Source organism: Streptomyces tibetensis (assembly GCF_007655005.1).
Classification (GTDB): domain Bacteria; phylum Actinomycetota; class Actinomycetes; order Streptomycetales; family Streptomycetaceae; genus Streptomyces; species Streptomyces tibetensis.
On sequence record NZ_SZVW01000041.1, the window covers coordinates 1 to 17388 of the forward strand.

Annotated in this window: 3 protein-coding genes and 1 pseudogene; all 4 read left to right on the forward strand. The window is 75.1% G+C overall.

Annotation, left to right across the window (positions count from 1 at the left end):
- A partial coding sequence (locus FDO69_RS40600) for a type I polyketide synthase (RefSeq protein ID WP_138430301.1) occupies positions 1–2891 on the forward strand: 2891 nt, incomplete at its 5' end.
- 56 nt (positions 2892–2947) lie between these two features.
- Complete coding sequence (locus FDO69_RS40605) at positions 2948–14278, forward strand: type I polyketide synthase (RefSeq protein WP_276616135.1); 11331 nt, start codon at positions 2948–2950, stop codon at positions 14276–14278.
- Between the two features lie 123 nt (positions 14279–14401).
- A pseudogene (locus FDO69_RS40610) lies at positions 14402–16570 on the forward strand (type I polyketide synthase); the annotation flags it as partial.
- The coding region (locus tag FDO69_RS43275) for an acyltransferase domain-containing protein (protein ID WP_276616139.1) at positions 16570–17388 on the forward strand (819 nt) is incomplete at its 3' end. The pseudogene FDO69_RS40610 and the gene FDO69_RS43275, both read left to right, overlap by 1 nt.

Below are 17388 nucleotides of genomic sequence, written 5' to 3' on the forward strand. Positions count from 1 at the left end.
CCCCCCACACCACCACCAGCCACACCCACCACCTCGACCTGCCCACCTACCCCTTCCAACACGACCGCTACTGGATGGCTGTTCCGCCTCGCGCCGCGGTCGGGGACTTGGCCGCGGCGGGCGTGACCGCTGTGGGGCATCCGCTGCTCGCGGCCGTGACGGAATTACCGGAGACCGACACCGCGGTGTGGACGGGCAAGCTGTCCGCCTCTGCCCTTCCCTGGCTCGCCGACCATCTGGTGTGGGACCGGGGCGTGGCGCCCGGCACCGCCGTGCTGGAGATCGTGCTGCAGATCGGGGAGCGGATCGGGCTGCCCCGGATCAGTGAGCTGGTCCTGGAAGCGCCCCTGAGCTGGGGCGCGGACGCTCCGGCAGTGGTCCGGACGGTCGTGGGCGCCCTGAGCCCGCAGGGCACGCGGGAGGTGAATCTTTACTCCCGGCCGGAGGAGGAAGCCGTCTGGACGCGGCACGCGTCGGGTCGGCTCGCCCCGGCCGGGTCGGAGGAGACCGGGAGCGGCGTCTTCGCGGAGCTCTCCGGTGTTTGGCCGCCTCCCGGCGCACAGGAGGTCGACATCTCCGGCCAGTACGAGCTGTTCGCCGCCGCCGGGGTGGGCTACGGAGGCGCGTTCCGTGGGCTTCGGGCCGTGTGGCGCCGGGAGGACGAGATCTTCGCCGAGGTGCGGCTGCCCGACGAGCATGCCACCGACGCGGCGGGCTACGGCCTGCATCCCGCGCTGCTCGACGCGGCCCTGCATCCCATCGCGTTGCTCGATCCGCTGGGCGACGGCGGGCACGGGCTTCTGCCGTTCGTGTGGACCGATGTGCTGCGTCCCCGGAACGGCGGGCACACCCTGCGCGTACGCGTCGCCAGGGCGCAGGACTCGACGGACAGCGGGCAGGACGACCGTTTTGGCGGCGCCGTCTCGCTGGCGGCGGCCGACCGTGAGGGCGTCCCGGTGTTCGTCGCACGCTCGCTGGTGCTGCGTCGTGTCGTGGCCACGCAGTTGCCCGCCGCGCCGTTCGTTCCGCTCCATCGCCTGGGCTGGGTGCCGATTCCTGGCTTCACGGAATCGATCGGCGCCGGCGGCTCCGGCCCGTCGGTCCTGGACCTCACCGAACTCACCGCCGACGTCCACCTGACCGTCCGCACGGTGCTGGAGGCGGTCCAGGCTCACCTCCGGGAACCGGCCGGAGACGGCACGCGGTTGGTTGTCCTCACCCGGGGCGCGGCCGGTCCCGAGGGCGGTGCCCACGACCCGGCGGGGGCGGCTGCCTGGGGACTGGTCCGCAGCGCGCAGAGCGAGCATCCGGGCCGGTTCGTCCTGATCGACGTCGACGACACGGCGGAGTCCTCGCGGGCGCTGCCCGCCGTCATGGCCGCCGTAGGGGACGTGGACGCCCCTCAGGTCGCGGTCCGTCAGGGCCGCCCGCGTGTGCCGCGTCTCGTACCGCTGACCGCCGACCGGACCGAAGCGGAACCGGGCGGGCCGGACTCTGGCGGGCTGCTCGATCCGGATGGCACGGTGCTGATCAGCGGCGGGACGGGCGCCCTGGCCGCGGTGACCGCCCGGCACCTGGTGGCCCGTCACGGCGTACGGCATCTGCTGCTGGTCTCCAGGCGTGGGATGGACGCGCCGCAGGCGGCAGAGTTGGCGTCGGAGCTCGACGGTCTGGGCGCCGACGTCGAGTTCCGGGCCTGTGATGTCACCGACCGGGCGGCCGTCCACCGTCTGCTGGCCGGGATCCCCGCCGAGCGCCCTCTGAGCTGTGTGGTGCACACCGCCGGTGTCCTGGACGACGGGGTGATCTCCGCGCAGACGCCCGAGCGTGTCGCCGCCGTACTGGGACCCAAGGCGGACGGCGCGCTCCACTTCGACGAGCTGACCCGGGACCGGGAACGGCCCGTTGCCCTGCTGCTGTTCTCCTCGGTCTCGGGCGTCCTGGGGAGCACGGGCCAGGCCGGTTACGCCGCCGCGAACGCCTTTCTGGACGCGCTCGCCGCGCGGCGCCGGGCGGACGGTCACCCCGCGCTGTCGCTCGGGTGGGGCTGGTGGACCGGCACGGGCATGGCCGCCGGGCTGGACCGGGCGGACACGGCACGCATCCGGCGTTCCGGCCTCGCCCCGCTCGACGCGGGGACGGCGATGGACCTGTTCGATCGGGCGTTGGCCCGGCCGGAACCCGCGCTGCTGCCGGTGCGGCTGGACCACGCCGCGCTGCGCGAGGCGGCCCATGCCGGCACGCTGCCGGAGGTGCTGCGGGATCTCGCCGATGTCCCGTCCCGCGCTCACCCCGCACCGGGGAGCGACGCCACCGCGGCCTCCACCGGGACCGGCAGCGGCCTCGCCGAGCGGCTGGCGCGCCGCGCGGTCCCCGAGCGCCTGCCCCTGCTGCTCGAACTCGTGCGGACCGAGGTCGCCGCGGTACTGGGGCACGGCGACCCCGGTGCGGTGGGTGCCGAACGCTCCTTCAAGGACGCCGGGTTCGACTCGCTCACCGCCGTGGATCTGCGCAACCGGCTCAACGCGCGTACGGGACTGCGGCTGCCGGCGACCCTCGTCTTCGACCATCCGACGCCGCTGGCGCTGGCCGAACTCCTGCTCGCCGGCCTGGACGTGGAACCGGCCGCCGACGGCCGGGAGGACCTGGCCGCCGCGTTCGACCGGCTCGCGCGCGGCCTCGCGGCCCTGGACGACCGTGCCGCTCGCGTCGGCGCGGCCGAGCGGCTGCGCTCCCTGCTCACCGCTCTCACCAGCGCTGATCCGGCCACGGGCACGGGGGCGCAGGCGGGCCCGGAAGCGGACGGCGCGCTCACCGAGGTGGTCACCGACCGGCTCAGGTCGGCCTCGGACGACGAGCTCTTCGACCTGTACGACAGCGAGTTCCGGTGACCAGGTTCCCCGATGTGCCTGCCCGGGCCACCACGAGGATGACGCAGAGGAGAACCGTGTCCGCAACGAACGAGGAGAAGCTGCGGGAGTACCTTCGGCGCGCGATGGGCGATCTGCACAGCGCTCGCGAGCGGTTGGCGGAGCTGGAGTCGGCGCGGCATGAGCCGATCGCGGTGGTGGGTATGGCCTGCCGCTACCCCGGCGGGGTGGCCACACCGGACGATCTGTGGGAGCTGGTGGCCTCCGGGGCCGAGGCCATCTCCGCGTTCCCGACCGTCCGCGGCTGGGACCTGGACGGCCTGTACGACCGCGACCCCAGCACGCCCGGCAAGAGCTACGTCCGCGACGGCGGGTTCCTCCACGACGCGGCCCAGTTCGGCGCCGAGTTCTTCGGCATCAGCCCCCGCGAAGCCACCGCCATGGACCCCCAGCAACGACTCCTGCTCGAAACCTCCTGGGAAGTGTTGGAACACGCCGGGATCGCCCCCCACACCCTGCGCACGACCCGCACCGGCGTCTTCACCGGCGTCATGCACCACGACTACGGCAGTCACCAGGTCGGCAGCGCGGCCGACGCCAGTGGACAGCTGGGTCTGGGTACGGCGGGGAGTGTGGCGTCGGGCCGGGTGGCCTACACGCTGGGCCTGCAGGGGCCCGCGCTCACCGTGGACACCGCGTGCTCCTCCTCGCTGGTGGCGCTGCATCTGGCCGTGCAGTCGCTGCGACGCGGGGAATGCGACCTGGCTCTGGCGGGCGGAACCACCGTCATGGCCACCCCGACCGTCTTCGTGGAGTTCTCACGCCAGCGCGGGCTGGCACCCGACGGCCGCTGCAAACCCTTCGCCGACACCGCCGACGGCACCGCGTGGGCCGAGGGCGTCGGCATGCTCCTGGTGGAGCGCTTGTCGGACGCCGAGCGCCTCGGCCACCGCGTCCTGGCCGTGGTGCGCGGCACCGCCGTCAACCAGGACGGCGCCAGCAACGGCCTCACCGCCCCCAGCGGACCCGCCCAACAACAAGTCATCCGCGACGCCCTGGCCGATGCGGGCCTCTCGGCCGACGACGTCGACGCCGTCGAGGCTCACGGCACCGGCACGCCGCTCGGCGACCCCATCGAGGCCGGTGCCCTGCTGGCCACCTACGGACACCCGGGGCGCCGGACACCGCTCTGGCTCGGGTCGCTGAAGTCCAACATCGGCCACACCCAGGCCGCCGCCGGCATCGCCGGAATCATCAAAATGATCCAGGCACTGCGGCACGACACCCTGCCCCGCACCCTCCACGCCGACCGACCCAGCACCAAGGTCGACTGGGAGGCCGGTTCCCTCCAACTCCTCGCTCAGGCCCGGCCCTGGCCCGCCGACCCCGGCCGGCCACGCCGCGCCGGCATCTCCGCCTTCGGCGTCAGCGGCACCAACGCCCACGCCGTCATCGAAGAACCACCCACCCTCACCGAAGCACCGGCCCCCGACGAAACACCGGCGCCGGCCCATACCCCGCCGGTCATCGCCTGGCCGCTGTCCGCTCACACCCCCACCGCCCTGCACGCCCAGGCCGCCCGCCTGCGCGCCCGGCTCCACCGCACCGCCGACGTCCTCTCCCCCGCCGACTTGGCCGGCATCGGTCACGGTCTGGCCGTCGGGCGGGCCGCGCTCCCCCATCGGGCGGTGCTGCTCGGTGACGGCGCTGCCCCGCTGGACGCCCTTGCCGCGCTGGCCTCGGGCGAGGTCTCGCCGGACGTCGTCACGGGCAGTGCGGCCGATGTCCGCCGGGTCGCCTTCGTCTTTCCCGGCCAGGGCGCGCAGTGGGCCGGCATGGGCGCCGAACTCCTCGATTCCGCACCGGTGTTCGCGGCGGAGCTGGCGCGGTGCGAGGCCGCGCTCGAGCCGTTCGTGGACTGGTCGCTCACCGATGTGCTCCGCGGGACGCCGGGGGCGCCCGGTCTTGACCGGGTGGACGTCGTGCAGCCGGTGACCTTCGCCGTCGTGGTCGCTCTCGCGGCGATGTGGCGGTGGCTCGGTGTCGAGCCGGCTGCCGTGGTCGGTCACTCCCAGGGCGAGATCGCCGCCGCCCACGTCGCCGGGGTGCTCTCACTGGAGGACGCCGCCAGGGTGGTGGCGCTGCGCTCTCAGCTCATCGCCCGTGAACTCGCGGGGCGGGGCGCTATGGCATCGGTCGCCCTGGCTGCGGCCGACGTCGAGTCGCGACTGGCTGGTGCGGGGGCCGGCGGTGGGGTCCGGGACGTCGAGATCGCGGCCGTCAACGGACCGGAGACGACCGTCGTCTGCGGCCCGTCCGGCGCGGTGGACTCGCTGCTGGGCGTGCTGGAGGGCGAGGGCGTCCGGGTCCGTCGTATCGACGTGGACTACGCGTCGCACTCCCGCCATGTCGAGGGGATCCGGGAGGAGTTGGCGGCCGTACTCGCGGGGATCCGGCCGCGCGCGGGCCGCGTGCCCTTCTACTCGACCGTCGAGGCGGAGCCGCTGGACGGGACGGCGCTCGACGCCGGGTACTGGTACCGCAACCTGCGCCACCGGGTGCGGTTGGAGTCCGCGCTGCGGGCGATGCTGGCCGACGGGGTGGACGCCTTCGTGGAGTGCTCCCCGCACCCGGTTCTCACCGTCCCCGTGCGGCAGACCCTGGAGGACGCCGGGGCGGGCGCGGTGGCCGTCGGCTCGCTGCGGCGCGACGACGGCGGCCTGCGGCGGTTCCTCACCTCTGCCGCGCAGGCCCAGGTCGCGGGGGTTCCGGTGGACTGGGCGGCGCTCTGTCCGCGTGCGGGGTGGGTGGACCTGCCCACCTATGCCTTCCAGCGCGAGCGGTACTGGGTGGCCCCGGCTGAACCGGGACCGGCGGCTGCGACCGCTCCGGCGGCGGCCGCCCGGAGCGGCTCCGGGCAGGAGGATGCCGCCTCGGCGTACGGTGACCGGCTCGCGTACCACGTCGCCTGGCAGGGGCTGCTGCCGGGTGCCGACGCCTGGCGGCCGGGGCCGCGGCTGCTGATCGTGCCGGCCGGGGAGCGGGAGGCCGGGGTCGCCGATTCCGTGGAGCAGGCGATCGCCTCCTTCGGGGGGACGGTCCGCCGGGTCACGGCCGACCCGCTGTCGGCCGGCCGCGACGGGCTGCGCGCCCTGCTCGCGCCCGTGGTCGCCGGGGAGGAGCCGTTGACCGGTGCCGTGTCGCTGCTGGGCCTGTGCACGGACGGCCACCCGGAGCATCCCGGTGTGCCGGCGGGGGTCACCGGGACCCTCGCCCTCGTCCAGGCGCTGGCCGATCTCGGCGTCGCCGTACCGCTGTGGACGCTCACCCGGAGTGCCGTCGCCGCCGGGCCGGAGGAGGTGCCGTCCGCCGAGGGGGCCCAGTTGTGGGGCCTGGGGCGGGCTGCGGCGCTGGAGCTGCCCGAACTGTGGGGCGGTCTCGTCGATCTGCCCGAGCGGCCCGACGCCCGGACCTTCGGCCGGCTCGCCGCGGTGCTCGCCGGGACCGTGACCGAGGACCAGGTCGCCATCAGGGCGTCGGGTGTCTGGGGCCGCCGCGTCCTGCGGACCCCGGCGGAAGCGACGCCGCCCGCGTGGCGGACCCGGGGCACGGTCCTCGTCGTCGGGGACTCCACGACGGTGCCCGCCCGGCTGCTGCGGTCCCTGCTGGACGACGGAGCAGAACGCGTGGTGCTGGCCGAGGCGGACGCCGGGACGGCGAGTGACGCAGGGACGGCGAGTGACGCAGGGACGGCCGGGCCGGCCCCCGACGCGGCTGTGGTGCGGATCCCATGTGATGTCACCGACCGGTCCGTTCTGGCCGGTCTGCTCGCGGAGTACCGTCCGGCCGTCGTCGTCCACGCGCCGCCGCTGGTGCCGCTGGCGCCCCTCGTCGAGACGGCGCCCGGTGACATCGCCGAGGCGGTGGTCGCGAAGACGGCCGTCGCCGCTCATCTGGTCGCTCTGGCGGCCGAGGCTGATCTGCAGGCGCTGGTGCTGTTCTCCTCCGTCTCGGGTGTGTGGGGCGGCGCAGCCCAGGGCGGTTACGCGGCGGCCACCGCACACCTGGACGCCCTCGCCGAACGTGCCCGGGCCGCCGGTCTGCCCGCGGTGTCGGTCGCGTGGAGCCCCTGGGCGGGCGGCGCCCATGCGCAGGGCGCCGGCGAGGAGTTCCTGAGCCGGCGCGGGCTGGTCCCGCTCGATCCCGATGCGGCGGTTGCCTCGCTGCGCCGGCTGCTGGCGGGGGGCAGCGCGTGCGGCGTCGTCGCCGACGTCGCATGGGAACGCTTCGTCGCCTCGTACACGTCCGTACGGCCGACAGCCCTGTTCGACGACGTGCCCGATGTGCAAAAGCTGCGCGCCGCGCGGCGCGCGGCGGACGCCGACGGCCCGGCCACCGCCGAGCTGGTGCGGGAGCTGTCCGCCCGGTCCGGCGACCAGCGGCGGGCCGCGCTGCTGCGACTGGTCCGCACCCATGCCGCCGCCGTGCTGGGGAAGGCGTCCGGTGACGCGGTGGACAGTGCGCGGGCGTTTCGCGAGCTGGGCTTCGAGTCGCTGACGGCGGTCGAGCTGCGCGGCCGGCTCGCGGAGGCGACCGGGCTGACGCTGCCCGCCTCCCTGGTCTTCGACCATCCCACCCCCGCCGCACTCGCCCGCCACCTCGCAGAGCGGCTCTTCGGCGGCGAGGCCGGCACGGCCGCCGCTGCGAAGGCCCCGGTGGTGCGGAAAGCGGACGCGGGCGAGCCGATCGCGATCATCGGCATGGCGTGCCGGCTGCCGGGCGGGGTGCGGTCCCCGGAGGACCTGTGGGAACTGCTCTTCGACGGGGGCGACGCCATCACCGCCTTCCCCACCGACCGGGGCTGGGACGACGCTCTCTACGACCCCGACCCGGCCGCGCCGCGCCGCACCTACGCCCGCGCGGGCGGGTTCCTGCACGACGCGGCCGAGTTCGACGCCGGCTTCTTCGGGATCAGCCCGCGAGAGGCGCTGGCGATGGACCCGCAGCAGCGGCTGAGCCTGGAGACAGCCTGGGAGTCCTTCGAACGGGCCGGGCTCGACCCCACGCGACTGCGCGGCAGCCGCACGGGGGTCTTCGTGGGCACCAACGGCCAGCATTATGTGCCGTTGCTGCAGAACGGGGGCGCGGACGGGGAGAGTTTCGACGGCTACATCTCCACGGGCAACTCCGCCAGTGTGATGTCCGGCCGGCTGTCGTACGTCTTCGGACTGGAGGGGCCCGCGGTCACCGTCGACACGGCCTGTTCCGCCTCCCTGACCGCGCTGCATCTGTCGGTGCAGTCGCTGCGCCGTGGGGAGTGCGATCTGGCGCTGGTCAGCGGTGCCACGGTGATGTCCACCCCGGAGATGCTGGTGGACTTCGCGCGGCAGCGTGCGATCTCGCCGGACGGCCGCTGCAAGGCGTTCGCCGAGGCCGCCGACGGCGTCGGTCTGGCCGAGGGTGCCGTGGCGCTGCTGGTGGAGCGGCTCTCGGACGCCGAGCGCCTGGGCCACCGGGTGCTGGCCGTCGTGCGCGGCACCGCCGTCAACCAGGACGGCGCAAGCAACGGCCTCACCGCCCCCAGCGGACCGGCCCAGCAGAACGTCATCCGCGACGCCCTCGCCGACGCCGGCCTCACCGCGGCCGACGTCGACGCCGTCGAGGCCCACGGCACCGGCACCCACCTCGGCGACCCCATCGAAGCCGGTGCCCTGCTGGCCACCTACGGACAGGCCGAGGACGGCGGTCCTCTGTGGCTCGGATCGCTGAAGTCCAACATCGGCCACACCCAGGCCGCCGCCGGCGTCGCCGGAGTCATCAAGATGGTGCAGGCGCTGCGGCACAACACCCTGCCGCGCACGCTCCATGTCGACCGCCCCAGCAGCAAGGTGGACTGGGAGAGCGGCCGGGTGCGGCTCCTGACCGACGCCCGGCCCTGGCCCGCCGGCCCCGGCCGGCCCCGGCGCGCCGGCGTCTCCGCCTTCGGCATCAGCGGCACCAACGCCCACGTCGTCATCGAGGAACCGCCCCGGACGGCCGTGCCCGAGTCGCCCGAGCCGCCTTCGGCGGACGCGCCGCTGCCGCGGGAGCAGGACCGGGACCGGTGGGAGGGGGTGACCGTGCCGCTGATGCTGTCCGCGCACAGCGAGGCCGCACTGCGCGAGCAGGCGCGACGGCTGTGCGCGCAGCTCCTCGCGCGGGCCGACCGGCGTCCCGCCGACGTCGGGCACGCCCTGCTCAGCACCCGCGCCCGCTTCCCACGGCGGGCGGCGGTGGTCGGCGAGAGCATGACGGAGCTGGCCGAGGCCCTCGACGCCGTCGCCGAAGGCAGCCCGCATCCGCTGGCGGCGACCGGCACCGCGGGAACGGCCGACCGTGTCGTGTTCGTGTTCCCCGGCCAGGGATCGCAGTGGACCCAGATGGCCGAGGGGCTGCTGGAGCGTTCCGGCGCGTTCCTGAGTGCGGCCGAGTCCTGCGACGCCGCGCTGCGGCCGTACCTCGGCTGGTCGGTGCTGAGCGTGCTGCGCGGGGACCCGGATGCGCCCTCGCTGGACCGGGTCGACGTCGTGCAGCCGGTGCTGTTCACGATGATGGTCTCGCTCGCGGCGCTCTGGCGTGCGCTGGGCGTGGAACCGGCGGCGGTCGTCGGGCACTCTCAGGGTGAGATCGCCGCTGCCCATGTCGCCGGGGCGCTGTCGCTGGACGACTCGGCCCGGATCGTCGCCCTGCGCAGTCGGGCGTGGCTCCAGCTGGCGGGCAGGGGCGGCATGGTGGCGGTGCCGATGCCGGCGCAGGAGCTGCGGCCGCGGCTGGTGACGTGGGGGGACCGTCTCGCCGTCGCCGCCGTCAACAGTCCCGGTTCCTGTGCCGTCGCCGGCGACCCGGAGGCGCTGGCCGAACTGGTCGCGCGGCTGACCGGCGAGGGGGTGCACGCCCGGCCGATCCCCGGCGTCGACACGGCGGGCCACTCGCCGCAGGTGGACGCGTTGCGGGCTCATCTGCTGGAGGTGCTGGCCCCGGTCACCCCCCGGCCGGCCGGCATCCCGTTCTACTCGACGGTGACCGGCGGGCTGCTGGACGGCTCTGAGCTGGACGCGAGGTACTGGTACCGCAACATGCGCGAGCCCGTCGAGTTCGAGCGGGCCACCCGGGCGCTGATCGCCGACGGGCACGACGTCTTCCTGGAGACGAGCCCGCACCCCATGCTGGCCGTGGCGCTGGAGCAGACGGTCACCGACGCCGGCATTGAGGCGGCGGTGCTCGGGACCCTGCGCCGCCGCCACGGCGGTCCTCGTGCGCTGGCCCTGGCCGTGTGCCGCGCCTTCGCGCACGGCGTGGAGGTGGACCCCGAGGCGGTCTTCGGTCCGGGCGCACGGCCCGTGGAGTTGCCCACCTATCCGTTCCAGCGGGAGCGCTACTGGTGCCACCCCGGCGCCCGGGGCGGCGACCCGGCCTCTTTGGGCATGGACGGTGCCGATCATCCGCTGCTCGGCGGCGGCGTGGAACTGCCCGACTCCGGCGGCCAGGTGTACACCGCGCGGATCGGCGTCGAGGGGTTCCCCTGGATGGCCGACCACACTCTGCTGGGAGCGGTGCTGTTGCCGGGTGCGGCCTTCGCCGACCTCGCGCTGTGGGCGGGGCGCCAGAGCGGCGCCGGGCGGATCGAGGAACTCACGCTGTCGTCGCCGCTGACGGTGCCCGCCGACGGTGGGGTCCGCCTGCGGCTGAGCGTGGCGGGCCGGGGGCCGGGCGGGGAGCGCCGCTTCACCGTCCACGCCCGCCCGGAGGACGCCGCCGAGTGGAGCCTGCACGCCGAGGGGCTCCTCTCGCCGGACGAGAGCACGGGTGAAGACACGGGTGCAGGCGCGGCTGCTGTCCCGCCGGGTGCCGAGCCGCTGGACGTCAGCGACTTCTACGACCGGTTCGCCGAGCGCGGCTACGGGTACGGGCCCGTGTTCCGCGGGCTGGTGGCGGCGTACCGGGACGGGGCCGACATTCACGCGGAGGTGGCGCTGCCCGGGTCGGCCCAGGGCGAGGCGTCGCGGTTCGGACTGCATCCCGCGCTGCTGGACGCGGCCCTGCAGACGATGAGTCTCGGGACGTTCTTCCCCGAGGACGGGCGGGTGCGGATGCCGTTCGCGCTGCGTGGCATACGGCTGCACCGCTCGGGTGCCGACCGGCTGTGGGTCCGAATCTCGCCGGTGGCCGAGGACGCGGTCCGGGTCCAGTGCGCCGACGCCGAGGGGCGGCCGGTCGCCGAGATCGACTCGATCGTCATGCGCCCGGTCGACCCGGGTCACCTGGCGCACGCCGGCCTCAGCCAGGTCCCCGACTCCCTGTTCGCACTCACCTGGGACGCCGTTCCCACGCCCGGCGCCGCGGCGAACGGCGCCGCCGCGCCGCTGCGCTGGGTGGTCGCGGGACCCGACGCCCTGTCCCTGGCCGAGGCCGCCGACGCCCACCTGCCCGACCTGCCCGACCTGCCCGACCCGGGCGCCGAGGGCGCCGAGGGCGCCGAGGGCGCCGAGGGCGCCGAGGGCGCCGAGGGCGCACCGCAGCCGTGGGGCGGGCGGTCCGCACCGGACGCGGTCGTGTTCGGTGTGGCGGGCGGGGACGGGGGCCTTGAGCTGGAGGCCCGGGGCGTTGCCCGCCGGGTGCTTCAGCTGGTGCAGCGGTGGCTCGCGGCGACGGCCACAGCCCAGGGGCCGCGGCTCGTCGTGGCGACCCGGGGCGCGGTCGCGGTGCAGGACGACGGCGAGGTGACCGACCCGGCGGCGGCCGCCGCGTGGGGTCTGCTGCGTTCCGCGCAGGCCGAGGAACCGGGCCGGTTCCTGCTCGTCGACGTGGACGACGACCCGGTGTCGGTACAAGCCCTGCCCGCCGCCCTCGCCTCGGCGCTCGCCTCGGGCGAACCGCAGACGGCGGTGCGGGCCGGCACGGCCTACCTGCCCAGGCTGGACCGCGCCGGCGGCACGCTCGCCCGCCCGAACGCTCACACACCGTCCCCCGTAGGCGGCGCGCTCATCGCGCCGGCCGGGGGCGGTGCGTGGCGGCTGAGCCGGAGTGCACAGGGCACCCTGGACGGGCTGGCCCTGCTGCCCGCTCCCGATGCGGACGCCCCGCTGGAGCCGGGGCAGGTGCGGGTCGCCGTGCGTGCCGCCGGTGTCAACTTCAGGGACGCCCTCCTCGCCCTGGGCATGTATCCGGGCGAGGCCGAGCTGGGCACCGAGGGAGCGGGCGTCGTCATCGAGGCCGGTCCCGGTGTCACCCGGTTCCGCCCCGGCGACCGGGTGCTGGGCCTGTGGAACGGCGGCTTCGGTCCGGTGTGCATCGCCGACGAGCGGCTGCTCGCGCCGGTCCCGGACGGCTGGTCCTTCGTCCGCGCCGCGTCGGTCCCGGCGGTGTTCCTGAGCGCCTACTACGGCCTGGTCGCTCTGGCCGGCCTGCGGCGCGGGGAGACAGTGCTGGTGCACGCCGCCGCCGGAGGCGTCGGTATGGCCGCCGTGCAGATCGCCCGCCATCTGGGCGCAGAGGTGCTGGCGAGCGCGAGCCCCGCCAAGTGGGACGCCCTGCGCGGCCTGGGCGTCGCGGACGAGCACATCGCCTCCTCCCGCAGCCTCGACTTCGCGACGGCGTTCTCCCGCGAGAGCCGGCCGGCCGGCGTCGACGTCGTCCTCAACTCACTGGCGTACGAGTACACCGACGCGTCCCTGACCCTGCTCGGCCCCGGCGGACGGTTCCTGGACCTGGGCCGAACCGACGTACGCGACCCGCTCCGGGTCGCGGCGGACCACCCCGGCGTCCAGTACCGGGCGTTCGGCCTGGACGAGGTGGACTCCGGCGAACTCGGCCGGATGCTCACCGAGTTGATGGAGCTGTTCGAGCGGGGCGCACTGCGGCCGCTGCCGGTCGCCACGTACGACGTGCGCCGCGCCGCCGACGCGCTGCGCACGATCAGCCAGGCCCGGCACGTCGGCAAGCTGGTGCTGACGATGCCGCCCGCGTTCGGCCCCTACGGCACGGTGCTCATCACGGGCGGCACGGGGACGATCGGCAGCCGGATCGCCCGGCATCTGGTCACCCGGCACGGCGTTCGCCACCTGCTGCTGGCCTCGCGCGGCGGCCCGGACGGCGACGGCGCCGCCGGGCTCGTCGCGGAACTGGCCGATGCGGGCGCGTCGGCCAGGGTCGTCGCCTGCGACGTCGCCGACCCCGACGCGGTGCGCCGGCTGCTCGCCGAGGTACCCGAGCAGCAGCCCCTGACAGCGGTGGTGCACAGCGCGGGCGTCCTGGACGACGGCATGCTGCCCTCCCTCACCCCCGAGCGGCTGGAAGGGGTGCTGCGGCCCAAGGTGGACGCCGCCGTGCACCTGGACCGGCTCACCCGGGACCTGGACCTGTCGGCGTTCGTCCTGTTCTCCTCCAGCGCCGCGCTGCTGGGCAGCCCCGCCCAGGGCAACTACGCGGCGGCCAACGCCGTGCTCGACGCCCTCGCGGCCCGGCGGCGCTCACTCGGCCTGCCGGCGGTTTCGGTGGGCTGGGGGCTGTGGACGGACAGCAGCCGTATGCACACACTGGACCAGGAGAGCCTGGGCCGGCGGTTCGCGCGAAGCGGCTTCCCGCCCATGCCGGCGTCCCTGGCCACCGCGTTGTTCGACGCGATGCTCGGGGTGGACGAGGCGGTCCAGTACCCCATGCGGCTGGATCTGGCCGCGCTGCGTGCCACCGGAGCGGTTCCGCCTGTGCTGTCACGGCTCGTCACACGCGCTTCGGGCGGCGCGGCGGCCGGGCAGGGCCGGCAGGACGCCGTCGGCGGCAACGGTCAGGCGAGCGGTGAGGCGTTCGCGCAGCGTCTGTCCGCCCTGTCGGACGAGGAACGCCTCGACACCCTGCTGGAGCTGGTGCGTGAACTCGTCGCCGCGGTGCTGGGCCACGGCTCCGCCGCCTCGGTCGCCTCGGACCGGGCCTTCCGCGAGGCGGGCTTCGACTCCCTGACCGCGGTGGAACTGCGCAACCGGCTGGCCGCGGCGACGGGGCTGCGGCTGCCCGCGACCCTGGTCTTCGACCATCCGACGCCGACCGCGCTGGCCGGCCGTCTTGAGGAGTTGCTCACGCCGCGGCGGCCTGCCGGCAGGGGCCCCGTCCTGGCCGGACTCGACCGGATCGAGGAGGCGCTGGCCGTCCTCGCTCCCGACGGGCCGGCCGCCACGGTGCCCGCCCCCCGGACCCCGGGCGAGATCGCGTCGCACCTGGACGCCCTGGCCGGCCGCTGGCGCGCTGTGCACAGCGGCGCCCTGAACACCGGCACCGCCGCCCAAGGCGCCGGCGAGCGCATCGACGACGTCCTGGATGCCGCGGCCGACGACGAGATCTTCGCGTACATCGACGAACGGTTCGGCACGTCCTGAGCCCACCCGGCCGGCAGCCCGGCCGGCCATGGACCGCACAGCCTCGAAGGGAAGACCGCTGTGGAGAACGAAGCTTCGAAGGAGCCGAACGAGCCGGACGCGGCGAAGCTGCGCTCCTACCTCAAGCGCGTGACGGCCGAGCTGCACCGGGCCACCGAGCAGCTGCGGGCCGTCGACGAGCGGGCGCGGGAACCGATCGCGATCGTCGGCATGGCCTGCCGGCTGCCCGGCGGGGTGCGCGGGCCGGAGGACCTGTGGGAGCTGCTGCGCTCGGAGACCGACGCCGTCTTGCCGGCACCGTCCGACCGCGGCTGGGACGTGACGGCGATGTACTCGCCCGACCCGGACCGGCCGGGGACGACGTACTGCCGTGAGGGGGGATTCGTCCGGGGAGTCGACCGGTTCGACCCCGGCCTGTTCGGGATCTCTCCGAACGAGGCACTGGCCATGGACCCCCAGCAGCGGCTCCTGCTGGAGACGGTGTGGGAATCGCTGGAACGGGCCGGCATCGACCCCAAGTCGCTCAAGGGCAGCCGCACCGGGGTGTTCGCCGGTGCCTGGGAGAGCGGCTACCAAAAGGGGCTGGACGCGGCCGACGCCGGGCTGGAGGCCCAGCTCCTGGCGGGGATCGTCAGTTTCACGGCGGGCCGGGTCTCGTACACCCTGGGTCTGGAGGGTCCGGCCATGACGGTGGACACGGCGTGTTCGTCGTCGCTGGTGGCGCTGCATCTCGCGGTGCAGTCGCTGCGCCGCGGCGAGTGCGACCTCGCCCTCGCCGGCGGTGCGACGGTCATCGCCGATCCCGCCCTCCTCGTGCAGTTCTCGCGGCAGCGGGCGCTGGCGCCGGACGGCCGCTGCAAGGCGTTCGCCGAGGCCGCCGACGGTTTCGGGCCCGCCGAGGGTGCCGGGATGCTGCTGGTGGAGCGGCTCTCGGACGCCGAGCGCCTGGGCCACCGGGTGCTGGCGGTGGTGCGCGGCACCGCCGTCAACCAGGACGGCGCCAGCAACGGCCTCACCGCCCCCAGCGGCCCCGCCCAGCAGAAGGTCATCCGCGAGGCCCTGGCCGCCGCCGGCCTCACCCCCGACGACGTCGACGCCGTCGAGGCCCATGGCACCGGCACCCCCCTCGGCGACCCCATCGAGGCCGGCGCCCTGCTGGCCACCTACGCACATCCCGAGCGCCGGACACCGCTGTGGCTCGGGTCGCTGAAGTCCAACATCGGCCACACCCAGGCCGCCGCCGGCGTCGCCGGGATCATCAAGATGGTGCAGGCGCTGCGGCACAGCACCCTGCCGCGCACGCTCCACGTCGACCGCCCCAGCAGCAAGGTGGACTGGGAGGCCGGCCCGCTTCGGCTCCTGACCGATGCCCGGCCCTGGCCCGCCGGCCCCGGCCGGCCACGGCGCGCCGGCATCTCCTCCTTCGGCGTCAGCGGCACCAACGCCCACGTCGTGCTCGAAGAACCACCCACCCCCGCCCGAGCACCTGCGCCGCCCCCGGCCACCTCCCCGATGACCGTCCTGCCCCTGTCGGCCGCCGGCGCGGAAGCCCTGCGCGAGCAGGCCCGGCGGCTCGCCGATCATCTCGACGCCCATCCGGAGATCACGCCGGCCGATGCCGCCTACTCCGCCGCCACCACCCGCGCGGCGCTCTCCCACCGGGCCTCGGTCCCGGCCGGTGAGCGTGAGTCGCTGATCGCGCGGCTGCGCTCGGTCGCAAAGGAGCGGCCGGAGCCCGACGTCGTGCTCGGCGAGGCCGGCAGTGACCGCGCGCCTGTCTTCGTCTTTCCCGGACAGGGCGCCCAGTGGGCCGGACTGGGAGCGCGGCTCCTCGCGGACTGTCCCGTCTTTCGCGCCCGGGCCGAGGCCTGCGCGCGGGCGCTGGCGCCCCACCTCGACTGGTCGGTCCTGGACGTGCTGGCCGGCGCCCCGGGCACCCCTCCCATCGACCGGGCCGACGTGGTGCAGCCGGTGCTGTTCACCACGATGGTCTCGCTGGCCGCCCTCTGGGAGGCCCACGGGGTGCGGCCGGCCGCGGTCGTGGGCCACTCCCAGGGCGAGGTGGCCGCGGCCTGCGTGGCCGGTGCCCTGTCGCTGGACGACGCCGCCCTGGTGATCGCCGGACGCAGCAGGCTGTGGGGGCGGCTGGCCGGGAACGGCGGGATGCTCGCGGTGATGGCTCCGGCCCAGCGGATCCGTGAGCTGCTCGAACCGAGGCGGCAGCGGATTTCCGTGGCGGACGCAGCAGGCTGTGGGGGCGGCTGGCCGGGAACGGCGGGATGCTCGCGGTGATGGCTCCGGCCCAGCGGATCCGTGAGCTGCTCGAACCGAGGCGGCAGCGGATTTCCGTGGCGGCGGTCAACGGCCCCGCCTCGGTCACCGTCTCCGGTGACGCGCTCGCGCTGGAGGAGTTCGGCGCGCAGCTCTCCGCCGAGGGGGTGCTGCGCTGGCCGCTGCCGGGGGTCGACTTCGCCGGCCACTCGCCGCAGGTGGAGGAGTTCCGCGCTGAGCTCCTGGACCTGCTCTCCGGCGTGCGGCCGGCTCCCGCGCGGATCCCGTTCTTCTCCACCGTGACCGCCGGTCCTTGCGGCGGCGACCAGCTGGACGGGGCGTACTGGTACCGCAACACGCGCGAACCCGTGGAGTTCGACGCCACGGTCCGGGCGCTGCTGCGCGCGGGCCATCACACGTTCATCGAGGTCGGTCCGCATCCGCTGCTGAACGCCGCGATCGACGAGATCGCAGCGGACGAGGGGGTGCCGGCCACCGCCCTGCACACGCTCCAGCGGGACGCGGGCGGCCTTGAGCACATGCGCAACGCGGTGGGCGCCGCTTTCGCACACGGAGTGCGGGTCGACTGGAACGCCCTGTACGAGGGCACGGGTGCGCGCAGGGTGCCGCTTCCCTCGTACGCCTTCCGGCGTGACCGGTTCTGGCTGCCGACGGCTGTCGCCCGGCGGACCGCGGCGTCGTCGTCCCGGCCCACGGACGCCTGGCGTTACCGGGTGACCTGGACGGCCCTGGAAACTCCCGCCGGCGAGGGGAGGCTGTCAGGTCGTTGGCTGGTGGTCGGTCAGGACGGGGACGGGCTCGTCCCGGAGCTGACCGGC